The sequence below is a fragment of the Methylotuvimicrobium sp. KM1 genome (assembly GCF_044788715.1).
Lineage (GTDB): Bacteria > Pseudomonadota > Gammaproteobacteria > Methylococcales > Methylomonadaceae > Methylotuvimicrobium.
Genome location: NZ_CP173170.1, coordinates 1369359 through 1386295, shown reverse-complemented (window position 1 = coordinate 1386295; position 16937 = coordinate 1369359). Strand labels below are relative to the sequence as shown.

Below are 16937 nucleotides of genomic sequence, written 5' to 3'. Positions count from 1 at the left end.
TATCAATGAGTCACTACGGCCAAAAAGAGACGATCACGAATTTCAACAAAATGACGGCTGCAATACAGAAAGCTGTCATTCAACGCTAGGTATCAGGTGCCATTGTAGGCGGTCGCCTGTATGCCATTGTTGTGCGCTTCCTCTCGGCACGTAATCAATCGCTGCATGATGCTGGTGCACATCTCTATTTGCGTTTTGTACTGAAGCCAAGTATCTACGCCCTTATTTCCGTGAAAAATATTATTCCGGAAGCGATAGACGACTACTATGAGCATAAAGACCAGTTCGTCGTCGACGAGTTCTTCAAACTGCCTGCTTAGAATATCAGTCAGACCGTTGACTTCTTGGTCGTGTAGCAGATGACGCAGGCGGTCGCAATCTTGGTATCGATCATGGAAATGCTGTCCAGCCGCCTCGAAATCGTGACGGGAGAAACTCTTTTCTTGAACGACTTCCTTTGCAAAGTTCGGAATCCGTTTACTCTTCACAAATCCATTGAAACACTTCGATTCAAACAAGGCCCAAGCGATCAGAAAGCGTGTCGCCATGCCATCTCGCAAAAGGCGCTGTACCTGAGACGACTCTAGCCCTAAATAGGCCGCAAACCAGTTATCAAACTCTATTGTGGACATTTCATTAAATTAGAGGAGTACATATATTTGAGTGTTGTTAAATTTTTCTGTCTTGAACCCACAAGCTACCATCAATTAGGAAGCCTTTGATTTTTCCAATGCTAATGGCGTGTTGAACCTGCATGAGTGTGGTTTTATATTTGCTCATGTGTGCACTCACACGAATGGGATTTCCTAAATAATCAATTGCTTCTTGAGTACAACCTTCATTTATTAATTTGCTCAGACGATCCTCCATTTCTTGCATTATTTTCAACTGAGGGCGAAGTTCTTGCAGCTCTTGTCGAAGTGAGGCAACTCTTGCTTTAACGTAAATCGAGCGTGCACGCCCCTCATCGAAATCGGATTCCGATAAGGCTTTCATCCAGAGCCCACGGCTTAAAGTATTTTGTTCAATCTCGTGCGCTACATACTCATATAGAAGCTCTTCCTCTTTAGGTACGAGGTCAATTCGATTTTTGAGAAATTCGAAGAAATTCATGTGGCTAATCTTGCTTGCGGTTTTTGATAATGAATCTGGAATTATACGTATTGTCTAATAAACTATTATCTAGGTCTGCATATTTATATTTGAACTGTCTTGGTTGCAAACTAAAGTATAGTAAAAAAGACGTAGAATTTGATTTACTAGGCGGGATAACACACATAATTTTCACGATAAACAGGTCTGGATAACTTCAATCAACTGACTTAACCAAGCAATTCAGCAACTGGCCGCTATACTGCTAATTGCCGTCATTCAAAAATTTCTATTGAAAGCCTGCAACGGGTCGGTTGGACTCAGTGACGAACGACCGCTTTCAGGTGTCGGAATTCAATAACAGCTTTCCGGCGATTAATCTGAAGAGCGGACGGTCGCCGAGTGACCCCTAGTTGACACTCGAAGCCTTGCGATCAATGTCGGCAGGGATTCAATCAGCTGCCATTCAACGTAGAGCTAAGCGGCGACCGTAACCGGTGATACGCTGCGAAGCAGCGGGCGTCCAGTGACACGCAAAGCGTGAAACGTGCTTGAGCGACTTGTTCCAACAAACGGTTCAGATTTTGGTTTGCCTTGCTCACAAAATCTTACCTTATTCGTTAGGCATTGAGACGCTCCAAAATAATTCGGGCTACTTGATTGCTGGCTGGAAGCAGGCCATGAACAATGGGCAGCCTTACTTCGTCCGTAAGCCATTCTGCACCGACCTCGGAAAGAGATACAACACCATCATTTTCTTCACCCTTAAATGGGCCGCGCTTCCAGGATATGCCTCTTACCCCAACGATGCTTGTTGTTGGCTGATTTGTTGGGCCAACTACTGACATGCGCTCTGCCGATGCGAGAAGATTTCCACAGTCGCGGGTAAGCGTGCGAAATAATATATTAGGACTAAATTGTTGCGCCAAGCGAGAGGGATTTATAGGGGAGCCAAGCAAAAATACATGCTCAGGTGGAGGAACGTCATTCTGCAAAGAACCTAATGCTGCCCGGATTAAAACTCCGCCCAGTGAATGACCAATGAGAATGTAGTTGCCACTGGAAGCAATTTCAGCGATTTGCTTTTCAAGACGCGCCTGAATAGCAGTAAATGGATCCATGCTTACTAGATAACTGAAGCTTCTAGTTTGTAAACCAGCACGCCTTAACTGAAATAAAAGTGGCCAACCTGAAATTGACGACCTCCCCATACCATGAACAAATAGCGCTTCCATTTCTTCTCAATTCCTAAACAAGTTATTAAGCTGTTAACAGTATATCTACCCAAAAACTGGGTTGTAAAAATAAGTTTGTGTACTGCAAGGATTTTACCCTTCCGTATATCATCCAAACTGCGCCAATAAGTGAAATTGGCGGTTGTCATGTTGATTGTTACCGCATCCCTCGGTCAGGCGTTCGAAGCACAGCTTGGTCAGCGCAATGTTCCGGATCGTCAATTCAACGCCGCAATTTTCACAAATGGCTTAAATTTTATCTGGATTTTTTTAACCAAAGCCAATTCATCGGTAGCAATGCGCCAGTTTGCAGTCAGTGATCAAAGATTTTTCTTTAGCTGGTTATGGCCGTAGTGACGCATTTATAAAGTCGATTTGCTTGCCGAAAAGCTGCCATTCGCCGAACTTAGGACTGGAAAATTCCGCCAGCATCTTCGGTGGCCTGTTTTGGCCGTTTCCTTCATTCGCAAGGTGTAAACATTGGTCTGCATTCTATTAATTTGAAGTATACCTGATTGTTACTCATTGACGAAGGAACCCTAAGGTCCACCCGCTTGAGTTGATAAAAACGTCTGCTCGATTCCCGCAGAAGCCGACCGCCGGATGATGCAGACTCGCGGCGGCTAAGGGTTATCACTGAAACGCAGTGATCACGGTAAAAATATTCCGCTTTTTCCAGGTTTGATGCCTTCGTGTTAAACATTCAACTTGGAAAAAGCCCCCGTAGCGGGGGCAAGTTAATAATCAGGCGGCAACCAGTTGCTTGGCCAACGCCACTTCAACACTGTCGCCGTCGGAGTTGAGTACATCAAGACCGGTATCCGGCATATCGCCGGACGTGGACTGACTGACCGCGATTTTTTTCGCCATCAGAGTCAAACAGGCGATTTGCGCGGTTTTTTCGTACCCGAGGTAATGCACTTTTACCGGCTGTTTCTGACCGATCCTCCAGGAACGTCGGGCGGCTTGTTGGACGGTATAAACGTTATATCCCGACTGCATAAAGCAGATCGTCGGAAAATCCAGCAAATCCAAGCCGGTCTTGACCAGTTCCGGATTGCAGACCAGTACATCGATGCCCCGGTCTACTTGATCCATGATCCAGTCTTCGCGCCGGTCGGTGCTGACGCTCGACCGCAACACGGCGGTTTTGAAGCCGGCGCTTTCCAGCGTCTTCTTCAACCGGGCTGCGGTATCGCGTTTGCCCGTATAAACGGTATATACCAACACCCGCCGGTTTTGAGCTTTCTCCTGCCGGCACAGCTCGATCAACGCTGCTTCCTTCGGACTGGGTTCATCTCCCAACACCGGCGGCATCATTACCAATAACTGATGGGTTCTCGGATGACGGACTTCCTCCAACCGAAAACAGGCATCCGGCCATGACAGCAACACCGTCAACACCAAGCCCAGCAGCGTTTTATCTCCCCTGGCCAACGCCTTGCGCATTTCGGTTGTCAAGACACCGCTCAAGCGATCGTAAGCCTCTCTCTGCTCCGGACTCATCGCGATCTCGACAAACGATTCGTGATAATCCGGTAGTACGTTCCCGCCAATGTCCTTGAGTTTCAAAAACGCCGTATAAGGCAACACATAACGCAACACGCCCTTCGGCCCGAATCCCGGCGCTTTAGAGGTATGCACCGTCACTTTCTTGCCTTTGGCGGTACGATGGTTGCCGTCGTTGGTTTCCTTGAATACGTCTTTGAGTACCCCGTGCTGACGCATGAAGTTCATCGCCGCCGGTCCCAGGTTGTTCCGGCCGTTATAGCGAAACCCGTCCTCGATCATCCGCGCCGGCATGATCCGCCACAGCAGATAAAACAGGTCGTCGGCGTAGCCGCCCATCAAAGTACCGGTCAACAACACGGTTTTACGCGCTTTTTCGGCCAAGACGCCCATCGCCTGCCCCTGCGCCGACCCCGAGTTTTTGTACTCATGGCCTTCGTCGACCAGCAACAGATCGAAGAATCCATCGGGCAGATAGCGTTTGATGAACTCTGAAGGTTGATATCCGCCTTGGCCGAAGCCGATCTCTTGCTTGGCCAGCGATCGCTCCATCCGTCTTGCCTGACGATCGGAAAACACCAGATCGCCGTTTTCGTCCATCAGGTTGATGAACTCGAACACGTTATCAGACAACATGACCGACAACGTGTCGGTGCCGAAGTTTTGCAGCAGCTTATGGGCTGTTTTGGGACCGATCGTTGGAATTTGGCACAGCGCATCATGAACGATTTCACGAAAATCCTTGGGCGGATTATTGCGCTTCAAGGTCCATAATGGCGAACCGCAGTGCAAGCAAGCATGGCGATTATCGTCCCCGCGTTTAAAACGCGCCGCGCTCATCCGTTCGCCTTCGTCATCGACCACAAAGGTTCCGCATGCCGGACAAGCGGCGAATTCAAAGCTGGCCGTATAGGTTCGCCCGGCTTGTGTCTCCGTTTCCGGCACGACGACCCGTTCGTGAACCCGTCTGACCATCGCCGCCGGGCGCCAATCGAAGCCCATTCGCATGCGGACGCGGCCGATCACGTAAAATTCCGGCGTCGACGGCGAAACGTTGCGATTCGCCCGGATTTTCAATAGTTGCCGAACGGTATCCGGCCCATTCAACACCCATACCTTGGCATCCGGAACGGTCTCCAGGATTTCCCGACGCCATTTGTAGACCAAATGCGGCGGGGCAATCACCAAGGTTCGGCGATAGCCTTCGGAATACAATACGGCGGCCGCGGCAATTCCCATCATGGTCTTTCCGCACCCCATTTCACCGTTCAGAACGGCTGCCGGCTCGCCTTGCTCAACCAACAGTTGACAGACCGCTTGCACTCGATCCCGTTGAGCATCAAACGGTCGGCGTTGCAAGCTATCCATGATTTCGTCCCAATACGGATTATGACGATCTGGATCGTACACCGGCGGCAATTGTCTGGATACCGATGCCATCAAACCTTCTCCGAATTCAACCAGAAAGTCGTTTAACGGAATCGTTCTGTTGTCCAACTCCTCGAGATCTGCCGTATCATCGGCAGTTGCTATTTCGTTGTTTATGTTTGTCATCGTTGTTTCACCTCAAAATAACGCCAGGGGAAACAACACCCACCCGGGAAGTTGATTCCCCGGCGGGTTAAATGTTAAAAAATACCACTCGATAAATATTGACCACTCTACAACTCTTGAATTGTCGCCGGTCAAATCAGCCCCTGTTCGGCAAACGAATACACCGTTTCCCCGGCAATAAAATGGTCGAGCACGCGAACGTCAATCAAACCCAAGGCCTGCTTCAGCTTTTCGGTAATCGCCTTATCCGAACCGCTCGGTTCCGCAATGCCGGAGGGATGATTGTGCGCCAAAATCACGGCTGCCGCGTTATGCTGCAATGCCGCCTTGACGACTTCACGCGGATAAACGCTGGCACTGTCGATCGTGCCTCTAAACATCTCCTCACAGGCAATCACCTTGTGCTGATTGTCTAGAAACAGGCACAAAAACACCTCGTGTTCATAAGGTGCGAGTTTCAACTTGATCAAATCCCGTGCCTTATCGGGTGAATCTAATGCTTCGCCCCTGGCAAAATAACGGTTATAGATGGTGATGGCTTCGTAAATGACATCGTCCTCGCCCGCTACTGCGTATTCGCCATTGGCTTTTTGGATATACAGCATGGTGTTTCTCCTGATTAGTGAATAAAAAATCGGAGAAACACGCATCCCGCCCGGGAATTGGTTTCCCCGGTTGGGTTGATGAATAATGACTACAGCGTCTGCACGATTCCCGCAGGAACCGGCCGCCGGGTGATGCAGACTCGCGGCGGCTAAGGGTCATCACTGAAACGCAGTGATCACGTCAAGCTCATGAAAGCTCTTGTACCTTATTCATGGCCGGCGACAACGCAGGCCTTCGCGTTCTTTCCAACCGCCTGTGATTCACAAGCGGTACGAAAGAACTCCCGATCGTTCGGAAGTTCCAGGCTTTCACCTTATTGAATCGTCAACACTTCACCGAAGGTCGGACTATCCGGCGTAAAGTCGATCGCTTTGATTTGCGGGACGAATACATCCAATGCGACCCGGATTTCCCGAAACTCGCCGTTACCTTGCTCCTCGATCTGGACCGTATGTTTTTTGTCCTTGAAGGTATCGCCTTTCACGACGTAGGTTTTACGACCGTCGTTGGACTGCACGATACCGGACACATGTCCCGCGGCCAACGCCAGCGCCAAGTGCCAATCGGATAAAGACATCAGCGGACGCCTTTGCGCGTTACCCAACTGTCGAGTCATGGCCACGCTAAACTGCGGCCACAGGCAAGGATACTTCTCAATTTCCTCGCGCAACTGCGCCTCGTCGATCCGGGCGGCATTGAAGCGGATATCGCCCGTCGACGGCGGTACCCGGTAACAGTCGTCTTCAGCCCACTCACGGCTCGGCAATATTGGCTTATCCGCTACGTCAAGCTGGGCGAATGCCTCCAATTGGGCGAGGGACTCCCGGTAAACCGGACCGGACGACGTGGTCCGCTTCCTAATCCCCAGCACAACGGCCTGTTTGAACCGTTGCTCCGGAGCCAGATACACCTGCACCCGGTCGAAACCGGCCGCGAGCCATTTCCGGAACTCGTGATCCAGCGCATAATGCGGCACGATCAACACCATCACGCCGCCATACTGCAACAGCCTGGCCGCCTGCTGAAAAAATATCTTTTCCAGGCGTTTTTTACCGCTGCGCTGGTTATCCCCCGTCTGCCCGTTATCGGAGACCAAATCGCCGTAAGGCGGATTCAGCCACACTAAACCGAAACTTCGCGGCGTGATCAGGGTGTCCTGAAAATCGCCGTGCAGGCAACGCGTCAACAATTGCTTGGCCTGGTGAGCGCGATCGACGTGGTATTCCACGCCGTAGGACTCGACGGTGATGGATTCAACGTTTCTGTCCGCTTCCGGATATTGTAAATGCTGCCCGCATTCGGCGAGCGCCACCCCTTCGCCGGCGCAGGGATCGATGATCCGCATACGGCCGCTTTTACAGGGCTTGAGTAACGACAACACCCGTTCAATGGTATCGCTGTCGGTCGGAAAATACCCGTCTTTGACGTAGTTCCGGGCAATGCGTTGAAACATGAGAGCCATGTGTTTCTCCTGATTGATTAATGAATAACCGGAGAAACACGCCCCATCGGGGAAATATTTCCCCGGTTGGGTTGATAAAAACGCTTATTGTTAAAAATCGGGATGGCGATATGCTGTCGCCATCGTCCAATTGTCATCGCTATCCAGTTCCAACAATCCTTGTCGGATCATGTCGCCGAGTAGTGCTCCGAATTCCTCACCGGGTAGATCGATGCTAACCGCGTTGATCCGATAGCCTTTGATGCCCTTTAACCATCCGTTTCGTATGCAGACATTGACGACAGCGTCCTGCCAATAATCCAGTAACGGCAGTGGGCAAACCGACTTAATTAGCGACCAAGTGGCCGCGTGTTCATCCTGGTCCGGCAACAACAGCAAATAAGCCCGACGGTTGACGAAATCGGGTGTTGCCGCCGTCTTGTCGAACAACCATAAATGGACGATATCGCCGAACAAATTCGCTTTCGGCATTCTGCCGGTCATCTTGTCCAGCCGGTCCGGATTACCGATACCTACCGTACGATTCATCGCATCGTCCAGAAAAGTCAGTTTGCTTAATCCGCCTATACTGTCCGGTAAGGTCATCCGGGCCAATAACTCCTGGATGGCGGTATCGCGTCCCCAACAGGACGCGAACACCAACCATCCATCATCATCGACCAGGGCATCGCAGAACACATCGTGTAGTTCATCTATGACTAACATCACTATTCTCCTCGACCCGCAGGACGCGTCCCCGAACGGGAGAGCGCTCCCTGTTCGGGTCTATAGTCGATTAAAACATTATCCAGTAACGGCAACTATCCTTGCAGCCAAACCTGACCGACCGGTTTGAACTGGTAGCCCAGTTCCTTCAACCGGTCGCGTTGACGCCGAAACTGGCCGCGATCCACGGTCGGATCGAGTTTCACCGAATCCTGAAGCGGCCAGAGCAACCCGAACAGCTTGGCGTCCGGATCGGCATCCGCTTCATCGCCTTGGTCTAACTCAACATCCTGGCCTTCCGGCAAGGACGACTCCGGAGTCTGAGCCGGTTCTGTTAAATGGTTCTCTTGCCGCGGTTTATCCTCATCGATCGGGTCTTGCTCAATCGGCTCGGAGTCCTCCGCTGATAACTGATTGACATTGGCCAGCGCGATGCTTTCCAGCACCGCTCGGGTTTCGATCACGATTCGGCTGGTGGTTGTATAGGAGGATGAAAATACCCGGCTGATGCCGAACACTCCCTCATAACATCCTTCGTCGTATTGATCCAATACCGGATCTTTGACGGCGAAATCGCCGATCTCGGTATGCAGCGACCCGACGCGGAATTCGCCGTTGCGGCCGTTGATGATCTTGATGGTCAGAATGGCGGGTAAACTGATCATGACGCCACCTCTACTTCGGTCAATGGCGCTTGTGGATCGGCAGCCGGATTCATGCGGACTGCGAGCATTGAATGTTTCATTGCGGTTTCTCCGATTGATGTTAAAAATAACCGGGTAAACCACGTCCCAATCGGGAAATCGTTTCCCGGTGGGGTTGAAAAAAATGTCTGCGCGATTCCCGCAGGAACCGGCCGCCGGTTAGGCAGACTCGCGGCAGCAAAAGGATGCCACTGATCGCAGTGACCACGTAAAACTGATTTTTTTCCAATGCCTCTCGGTCTCGATAAAGAGACGTTCGAAAAAAATCAGGTGCGCAAAGATGACCCTCTGCGCACGCTATTGGTGTAATCTGATAGCCCATCATGAGAGTCTTGTGACTCAGAGATAGACCAATGTGAAAACCGGTTAAATACGATCAATCACTCCATCAGCGGTTGATCATTATTGTTTCAACACACTCGCTACAAAACTAAAGCCTGTTTCCCCGTAAAAAAAACCGACTGTTATTTTTGCCTGACTTGTCCTAGAGTGTTCAAAGCCATACGATTGCGCACGGTCTACCGCACAAAGGGTTCCATCATTTTCCGACAATGGCGGCCGGTGTAGTCACGCAAAAACGCCTATCGCGCTTTCGCAGAATGCCCTATGTTCAAGACATTCTGCGAAAACCAAACCATGAGAGTGGAAAAGAGTGAAAAACTTAGGGATCGAAGATCCTCCCTGATCCTCAACCCTAAAAAGAGAAGTTTGAGACTTCACCAAGCCGGTGAAAGTGTTGTAGACCCTTCATGCTTCGACTTGGCTCAGCACGAACGGTCTACAACACATGCCAACTGCTCTTTTTAGGTCAACAGGTTAATGACCGACCGATGGTTTCGATCGAGAGTAGATGAGCAACGCCCATTCACAGTTGGAGTTTGATCGGACAACAGCCGGAATTCGGGGTAAAACAACCACCGCCCCAGTGTCTGGTTCCGTCGTCCGTGTTAAGGACGGCCGTAGTTTTAATCCCGACTGTTTCCGTAAAGCCTGCTACAGCCTGACGAATCAGACTGTCGACCGGGAATCGCAGGCGCACCGGTCAAAGAGCGCGAACCGCAGTCCGCTAAGGGCGCGGCTTTACCGAAGCCGCCACGGGTGAAAAAATGTATTCGGCCTATTATGGTTCACTCCATTTCAGAAAGGTATCTCCAGCTCCCAAGGGACGTAGCAAAACGGCCCTAGAAAAATATCGTCCTTATTTGCCGTCCGGCCCAACCAATCAGTGTCGATTTTCATCAGCGTCAAGATATCATCCTGGAAATACCGGTCGGAATCTGCGATATCCCGCCCCCACATTCTTATCACGACTTCGGCTTTCTGCGTCACACACATCGTTAAGTCCTCTTTTTTCACGATCAAAAAAAGAACCACAGGCCGAAGGAGGTCTGTGGTTCGTGTGAAAGATGGGTTAATGATGCGAGATTAGGCGCTTGTAGAAGCTTCCGTTTCCATGGAATCTTCATGGATATCCGCTTGACAATCTTCGTGGGAATCCTCTTGGGAACCTTCTTGTTTCGGCGGAGCAATATAGACACTCTCGCCATCCACTTTGATCCAGGAGATATAGAGCAGCCGGGCTTTCAGGCTGACGCCGGTCTGGCCGGCTTTATCGCCTTTCTCGTAGACGAAAGTCTCGGCGTAAAGATCGCCCAACTTGAAGCCGATCAGGATTTTTTTCTTGTCTCGGCACGCTTTGTCCAGGCGTTTAATCAATTTGGCCGCTTCCGAACCGCTCACGCGGCAATCGAAACGGGTGTATTCGATCGCGTCCTCGGCGCCGTGGAGTGCCGCGATATCGCAGGCCCAAAAATTTTCACCCCGTTTCACAGGCACTTCGCGGATACGATTGACGTAGCCGACGCCTTGGACATGAAGATCGAAGTAGTGGGTTGGGTTTTGAGTGGATTCAGACATAATGTTTCTCCGATTAAAGGACAAAAAAAAACCGGAGAAACACAGTTCGACCCCACGGGGAACTGGTTTCCCCGGCGGGTAAAAAACGAAAGGCCCGAACTAGTTAAAACGCTTTCGTTCGGATAGTATCTTAATAGTCTGCACGATCCCCGCAGGAACCGGCCGCCGGATACGCAGACTCGCGGCGGCAAAAGGACTCACCGACAGGCGGTGAGGTCGAGAAAGTGTTTCAGGTAGCAATCAATCTTTGATTTTGATCGTAGTCAAAAGTCCTCTTACCGTCAACACACTCATTCTGCGTATTGGCATCTCCTGAAATCTTTTGATAGAGATCCTCCGGATCAACCTCGTAGTGTTTCGCGTAATCCGAAAAATCCGCCCAATTCGCCGCGATATAATCGCTCACAATACTCAAGCAAAAGCGATCCGGCGAGCTATTAGGGCAACCGTTATTCGTTTCGATCGATGACATATCATTCACTCCTGTTCTTGCATTGCAAAAAAATGGCAGCTGATCGTTAGCGCAACGGTTGCATGAACGAGGCCGCACCCGCTAACCTTCGGTATAACTGCATTCAGGATACCGGCTACAGCCGATAAAACTTTGCCCTTTCGCTTTCCCGTTACGAACGGTCCGCTGCACCAAGTCCCCTTCCCCGCATTCAGGACAGCTCTGTCCGGTCGACTTCGCCTTTTCCCTCTGTTTGCCCGGCTTACCGTGTTCGTCCGGCAGTACCACTTTACATTCCGGGTACTGGCGACAGCCCCAAAAAAAACCCTTTTTCCCGTTTCTTCTGACCAACGGATGACCGCACTCGGGACATTCATAGGCCAGTGTGTTTGCCGCCCACTCTTTAAATTGCGACGGCATCCCTTGTCGGACCTTCTCGACCCAATGTGTCACCATTTTGGCCTGGTCGTCGACAAACCGATCCGGATTCCCGTTCCCTTGGGCGATATCCTCTAACGCCTGTTCCCACACCGCCGTCGTCGCCGGGTCTTTAACCGGTTCCGGCAAGGCGTCGATCAGACTGCGGGCTTTGTCCGAGCTAACCAGATATTTCTTTTTTTGCTTGTCGATGAATCCGCGCTTCAACAGCAGATCGATGATCGATGCGCGGGTGGCCTCGGTGCCGATGCCGGAGGTTTCTTTCAAGCGCTTTTTCAGGACCGGATGTTCGACGAACTTGCCGACGTTTTTCATCGCCTGGATCAAGGTGCCTTCGGTGTAACGCGCCGGCGGCTGGGTTTCCTTGTCGTCGACCCGGCAATCCGCAACGCTCAACTCGTCTCCCTTGCTCAGCTTCGGCAAAACGGTTTCTTTGTCATTCGTGTCCTGTTGATCGTTCCTTAGGAGCGCGAGTTTCCAGCCGGCTTTAATGATCCGTTTGCCGGTCGACTTGAAACGGTCCTCGCCTACCGACAGATCCATCGTGGTCTGATCGTATTCATGATCCGGATAAAACTGGGCCAGATAACGCCTGACAATCAAGCCAAATAACAGGCTTTCGTTCGTATTGAGCGCCCTATTGCGTTTCACGCCGGTCGGACTAATGGCGTGGTGCGCGGTGATCTTGTTATCGTTCCATGCTTTCGAGCGAATCGAGGGGTCGGCGCATTCCGCGATCGATCGGAATTCGTCGTCGCCTTTCATTACCTCGATAATGGCAGATGCCGACTCGTATTGCGCTTGTGGCAGATAATCGCAGTCCGTCCGTGGATAGGTCGTCAGTTTATGGGTTTCGTACAATGCCTGGGCGATATCGAGCACTTGCTGAGCGCCCATGCCAAAACGGTGAGAGGCCTCTTGTTGTAAAGCCGACAGCGAATACGGCAAAGGCGCGGACTCTTTCACCCGCTTTGTGGCGACGCTGCTTATCACTGCCGTCTTACCCCGGCATCGATCTGCCACAACCTGGGCCGCCGCACGATTGAGACAGCGGCCCTCGTCGTCGCTCAGGTCATCGGGAACTTGCCAGTGACCGGTAAAACTGTTCCGGTCACGGGTTTGAAATGTCGCCATGACGTCGTAATACGGTAGCGGCTTGAAGTTTTCGATCGCGCGATCGCGATCCACCACCAGTTTCAAGGTCGGCGTCTGCACTCGACCGACCGACATCACCCCACCGTCGTATCCGGATTGCCGGGCCGATAGCGTATAGAGCCGGGACAACGACATGCCCACCAGCCAATCGGCCTTGGAACGTGACACGGCCGCCGCGTACAAGGCTGCCGTTCGTTCACCGGGAAGGCGGTTGGCCAAGGCCTTCCGTATGCTTTGATCGTCCAGAGCGGACAGCCACAAGCGCGAGACCGGGCCTTTCCACCCGCCCCTATCCATGACTTCCCGCGCGATCGATTCGCCCTCGCGGTCGGCGTCGGTCGAAATGACGATTTCATCGGCTTGCTTGAATAATCCGACGATGACCCGGTATTGCTTGTTCGCATCCTTGCGCACTTTCCAGACCCATTGACCGGGGATGATCGGCAAGGTCTCGAACCGCCAAGTTTTCAGTTCCGGATCGTAATCCTCGGGAGCCGCCATTTCCAACAAATGCCCGAAACACCAGGTCACGATCGTTTGCGGCCCTTCGAAATAGCCGTCCCGCCGCTGGTTCGCGCCCAACACCCGTGCGATATCCTTGGCCTGACTGGGTTTTTCGCAGAGATACAACGCGGTCATCGTTTTATTTCTCCTTGGTCATCAAGCTAAATTCAATCGTGCCCATAAAACTGCCTATGCTTTCAATTCAATCCTTTCCTCGATCTCCGCCCTGACCCGCGCAGGGTTGGCGATGCCGATAAATCGTATGTCGACATCATCGGTTCCCGAGGACGCAAATTCCAATAGGCCGGTATTCAGCAAGCGGTCCAGTAGCCCTTGGCGTAAACCGACCCGCCGAATTTCATGGAAACGAACGTGGGTCATGTCCCTTACCAGAATCCCGCGTTGATACGTTATCCCTCGTTCGTCGACGGTCAAGGTAGTGCCGTAGTAGGACAACAACACACCAATCGTCATCCACGCCAGCCAAAGTAGACCGATCCAAGCGGTTGCATCGATCAGCAACGAAGCATCGATCCACGCAGGCAATCGCGTCACGCCCATTGCCGTCAAAATGAATACCCACAACGGTTTCGCGAATAGATACTGCGCCGTACTCGCCATGAACCACGGCAACGAAAAAAAATAGACGCGCAGGGCCGGATGGTAAATTTTTGTTGCTCCAGGTTGCTCGCCGGCATGATCCTCGACTTCATCGCGTGCAGCGCTTGGCTTGGGTTTCGCCGTTCTAGCTCTAACAACGACGAATTTAGGAATGTTGTGTTCATCTGACGTCACACCGACCCGATAACGGTTCCCTTTTTGAAAATGCTCGGACTCCCGATTCAACAGATCTCGCATTTGTTCAGCGGTCTCCGTGCTGGCGAACGGTTTGCCGTCGAGATTGAGAATAGTTTGTCTATTCATGTGAGCATACGGCTGGCGATCATACCCATTCCCAACGCCCTGTGCTTGGGTTGATGCACGCTTCGCCTCTCTCGGTTTCTTGAGTTACACCGATTGAGGTCAAAAACCACACCACCGAAAAACGCCGGCATTCTTTCCCATCCGCCTGATAGCGCTCGCCGGGCAAAAACTTGATGTCGCCGTATCGCTTATTGGTCCTGACCCTCGAAACGCCCTGTTTCGCACTGCTCATGGCTTTCTGAGCCACTTCCTCCTCGGCTGACGAAAAATTGCCGCGCTTGACGCTGCTTCTGACATTGTTATCAAACACGCCATAGCCGCGATTTTTACGCTCGAATACATAGGCCAACAAGGCGCTTTTGTAGGCACCGCTATCGATCTTATGTACATAATCCTGCAATCCCCAGCCCTCGTTTTTCCCTTGGACGATTGGCGAAGCGCAGCCTCCAAGCTATAGAGCGGCTAACAGCAAGAGCTGTACTTGTAAACGACCGACATGTTGATGTCCGTTATGCCGCCACATCGCTCGTCACCTGCTGTTTTTTCTCGCGATAAATGACATTTTCGACACACATCGAATCAATGAAAAAATAATCCGCCGACAGTCGCATTTCCGAGCGAATCTCGCCGGTTTCATGGTCTGTCCAACTCTCCATCCGCAACGTTCCGGAAAAATACGCCCGCGCTCCTTTTTTCAAGACACGAATCGCTTCCTCCGCACGAAACCCCCAGATATCGACGCTCAACCAAAACCCACCCTTGTCCTTGAAATCCTCGCCGACCGGTCGATCAAAATAAACCCGCAGGTTGGCGACTTTTCTGGATTCACTCTCCACATCGACTGTTACCAACGTGGGATTTTTACCGAGATTGCCGATACCGCTAAACTCATTGATCATGTCGATCTCCTAAATACGTTTAAGACAAGCGAAGGTGCTAACGGCGAAGCGCTGCCGCCTATGCTACCGGCGACCTTAGCGATTTTTTTCAGCGAAAACCAGTCGAAACCGTATTTACCATTTCAAGGGTTTTATTCCGTTATCTCATTACGCCGGGCGGTATGCTGGAGATATGTTTTCAACCGCCTAATCTCGTTCAGCCGTAATGAGTGGGCCAGATTCAAATCCAAGGCCCATTGATCGAAGCGCCGGTAACATTGCCGAATGGCTTCCGGTTGGCGCAGTAAAAACGCTTTGCCGGCTTCGCTATCGAGTAGCAGATAACCCTGCCGTCCCCGCACGCCTTTTCGCCGCCAACGAATATACACCGTCAACGAGCGCACTTGCTGTACTGTCAGGTAGATTTCGCGCGGCTCGGCAATCACTTGCCTGAATGCCTGAGCGCAGTCGAGCATCAGATTCCGGATTTGCTCGTTTTCATTCTCTAGTTGCTGAATTCTGCGCCAAGCTCCGGCTTCCGTTGCAAACGGCAAAAAGGAAGGGATTATTTGCTTGAATGGAAGATCCATTGTCGAATACATGGCTCGCCTCTTACCCTTAAAAGGTAAAACCTTTTGTAAGCGCCGTTATCTACCTGGAACCGAATCGGATTCCGGTTCTTCGGACTTAGAGCCAATACCGATAGCCTCGACCGCCCGGTCATCGATCGACTCTGTTAGCGGGATCGATTCGACAGGATCGCTCTGTTTCACCTGAACGGCCACCGGTTTGCTCGATGTTCTCACTCTGATTTCCGGAGCCAATGCCGCGCGAAGCTTTCCTGATACGATCGGTTCCGGACATTCACCGAAGGTTTCGACCGCGCGCACGGCATTGGGATTTTGCGCTCGCATGTCCTCGCGCGTGATGCCGGTGAATTTCCATTGACCGGCCAGGTTGAAGGTACGTCGAATGGCTTTTCCGGTCGCCTGCAGCAATTGCTCGGACGAAGCGCGGTCGATCAAGGCAATATGCCTGGCCGTAAACACGCTGCGGGACAAATCGTCGTAATCGGCAATCAAGTATGCGCCCATGTAGCCATAAGGGTTTTGAAAAAATATCGGCACATGGAGCGGTTCCAGCGAGTTAGCTACCTGGATGTCGAAACCTTGCAGTTCGGCCATGCGCTTGTTCAACCAAGCGGTCTTTTCCTGGATCAGCTTTTTGCTTTCCTCCAGGGATTGCTCGATTCGCACTAAAAACCAATCGGCAAAAGGATCATCGGCTTCCGAAGACAGCCAGATCAATTTCATGCGGCGGCCGAAATCCAAAAGGCCGATGATCGGCTCGACCTGCGGACTGCGCTTTCGCCCGACGACTAACTTTTGGGCTTGCCGGGTTTGTATCGTCATGCGGGTTTGACTGCGAAGCCCGCCCGGTTGCTCGAGAATCGAACGCGGTGAACGGGACGTTTCGGCTTGTGTCGGTTCAGTTTCAAAGAAAGCATTCATCATTCAGTCCTCATACTGTTGTGATAGACCTGTGCGACCCGCACAGGTCCAAAAAACGATTCAGGGTGTGCGGGTCGCACAGGGGTAAAATCTCATTCTCCGAACACGCCAAGCCCTGACATGACCGATTGCATACGATTCGACGTATTGCAATCATGGCCGGATTGTTCGGTCTTGGTGCTGGGTGTGCGACCCGCACAGGGTAAAAATCAATTCTCGTCTCGTTGGCCGGCATTCCTTCGTTTCATTTTCGGCGCTACGGATGCGTGATCGCAGATAACATTCGGATTTT

Annotated in this window: 20 protein-coding genes; 2 read left to right on the top strand and 18 right to left on the bottom strand. The window is 51.6% G+C overall.

The annotated features are described in order from the left end of the window. Positions 1-92 precede the first annotated feature (92 nt). The 4 genes from ACINK7_RS05965 to ACINK7_RS05950 all read right to left on the bottom strand — a co-directional run bounded on the left by ACINK7_RS05965 (position 93) and on the right by ACINK7_RS05950 (position 2327). Positions 93-548: a hypothetical protein gene (locus ACINK7_RS05965; RefSeq protein ID WP_404360392.1), complete on the bottom strand. Its 456-nt coding sequence runs from the start codon at positions 546-548 to the stop codon at positions 93-95. A 121-nt stretch (positions 549-669) separates the two neighbouring features. Beyond that, positions 670-1113, bottom strand: a complete 444-nt coding sequence (locus tag ACINK7_RS05960) for a hypothetical protein (RefSeq protein ID WP_404360391.1) — start codon at positions 1111-1113, stop codon at positions 670-672. A gap of 434 nt (positions 1114-1547) precedes the next feature. Beyond that, positions 1548-1694: a hypothetical protein gene (locus ACINK7_RS05955; protein ID WP_404360390.1), complete on the bottom strand. Its 147-nt coding sequence runs from the start codon at positions 1692-1694 to the stop codon at positions 1548-1550. Between the two features lie 18 nt (positions 1695-1712). Beyond that, positions 1713-2327 (bottom strand): esterase/lipase family protein, encoded by a 615-nt coding sequence (locus ACINK7_RS05950; protein WP_404360389.1) that lies wholly within the window; start codon positions 2325-2327, stop codon positions 1713-1715. Positions 2328-2456: 129 nt separating this feature from the next. Here ACINK7_RS05950 and ACINK7_RS05945 point away from each other — a divergent pair, with 129 nt between their 5' ends. Further along, on the top strand, positions 2457-2681 hold the full coding sequence (locus ACINK7_RS05945) for a hypothetical protein (protein WP_404360388.1): 225 nt from the start codon (positions 2457-2459) through the stop codon (positions 2679-2681). Positions 2682-3071: 390 nt separating this feature from the next. Here the strand turns inward: ACINK7_RS05945 and ACINK7_RS05940 are convergent, their stop codons facing one another. The 14 genes from ACINK7_RS05940 to ACINK7_RS05875 all read right to left on the bottom strand — a co-directional run bounded on the left by ACINK7_RS05940 (position 3072) and on the right by ACINK7_RS05875 (position 16648). After that, positions 3072-5390 carry an SNF2-related protein gene (locus ACINK7_RS05940; RefSeq protein ID WP_404360387.1) on the bottom strand — a complete coding sequence of 773 codons (2319 nt, stop codon included), beginning with the start codon at positions 5388-5390 and terminating at the stop codon, positions 3072-3074. Positions 5391-5521: 131 nt separating this feature from the next. Continuing rightward, positions 5522-5995 (bottom strand): DNA repair protein RadC, encoded by a 474-nt coding sequence (gene radC / locus ACINK7_RS05935; RefSeq protein ID WP_404360386.1) that lies wholly within the window; start codon positions 5993-5995, stop codon positions 5522-5524. Between the two features lie 314 nt (positions 5996-6309). Further along, positions 6310-7458 carry a DUF6094 domain-containing protein gene (locus ACINK7_RS05930; protein ID WP_404360385.1) on the bottom strand — a complete coding sequence of 383 codons (1149 nt, stop codon included), beginning with the start codon at positions 7456-7458 and terminating at the stop codon, positions 6310-6312. A 90-nt stretch (positions 7459-7548) separates the two neighbouring features. After that, entirely contained in the window at positions 7549-8163 is a 615-nt protein-coding gene (locus ACINK7_RS05925) for a hypothetical protein (protein WP_404360383.1), read from the bottom strand. 95 nt (positions 8164-8258) lie between these two features. Further along, entirely contained in the window at positions 8259-8828 is a 570-nt protein-coding gene (locus ACINK7_RS05920) for a DUF3275 family protein (RefSeq protein WP_404360382.1), read from the bottom strand. A gap of 1176 nt (positions 8829-10004) precedes the next feature. Then, positions 10005-10229, bottom strand: a complete 225-nt coding sequence (locus ACINK7_RS05915) for a hypothetical protein (protein ID WP_404360381.1) — start codon at positions 10227-10229, stop codon at positions 10005-10007. A 63-nt stretch (positions 10230-10292) separates the two neighbouring features. After that, entirely contained in the window at positions 10293-10784 is a 492-nt protein-coding gene (locus ACINK7_RS05910; protein WP_404360379.1) for an STY4534 family ICE replication protein, read from the bottom strand. Positions 10785-11013: 229 nt separating this feature from the next. After that, positions 11014-11256, bottom strand: a complete 243-nt coding sequence (locus tag ACINK7_RS05905) for a hypothetical protein (RefSeq protein WP_404360378.1) — start codon at positions 11254-11256, stop codon at positions 11014-11016. An 81-nt stretch (positions 11257-11337) separates the two neighbouring features. Continuing rightward, positions 11338-13467 carry a DNA topoisomerase 3 gene (locus ACINK7_RS05900; protein ID WP_404360377.1) on the bottom strand — a complete coding sequence of 710 codons (2130 nt, stop codon included), beginning with the start codon at positions 13465-13467 and terminating at the stop codon, positions 11338-11340. A 54-nt stretch (positions 13468-13521) separates the two neighbouring features. Then, positions 13522-14256: a PH domain-containing protein gene (locus tag ACINK7_RS05895; RefSeq protein ID WP_404360376.1), complete on the bottom strand. Its 735-nt coding sequence runs from the start codon at positions 14254-14256 to the stop codon at positions 13522-13524. A gap of 19 nt (positions 14257-14275) precedes the next feature. Continuing rightward, a complete protein-coding gene (locus tag ACINK7_RS05890; RefSeq protein WP_404360375.1) occupies positions 14276-14656 on the bottom strand; it encodes a hypothetical protein in 381 nt (126 codons plus the stop codon). A 109-nt stretch (positions 14657-14765) separates the two neighbouring features. Beyond that, on the bottom strand, positions 14766-15155 hold the full coding sequence (locus ACINK7_RS05885; RefSeq protein WP_404360374.1) for a single-stranded DNA-binding protein: 390 nt from the start codon (positions 15153-15155) through the stop codon (positions 14766-14768). A gap of 131 nt (positions 15156-15286) precedes the next feature. Beyond that, positions 15287-15736: a hypothetical protein gene (locus tag ACINK7_RS05880; protein ID WP_404360373.1), complete on the bottom strand. Its 450-nt coding sequence runs from the start codon at positions 15734-15736 to the stop codon at positions 15287-15289. 45 nt (positions 15737-15781) lie between these two features. Then, positions 15782-16648, bottom strand: coding sequence for a PFL_4669 family integrating conjugative element protein (locus tag ACINK7_RS05875; RefSeq protein WP_404360371.1), 867 nt, complete (start codon positions 16646-16648; stop codon positions 15782-15784). Positions 16649-16765: 117 nt separating this feature from the next. Here ACINK7_RS05875 and ACINK7_RS05870 point away from each other — a divergent pair, with 117 nt between their 5' ends. Next, complete coding sequence (locus ACINK7_RS05870; protein ID WP_404360370.1) at positions 16766-16915, top strand: hypothetical protein; 150 nt, start codon at positions 16766-16768, stop codon at positions 16913-16915. The last annotated feature ends 22 nt before the right edge of the window (positions 16916-16937 follow it).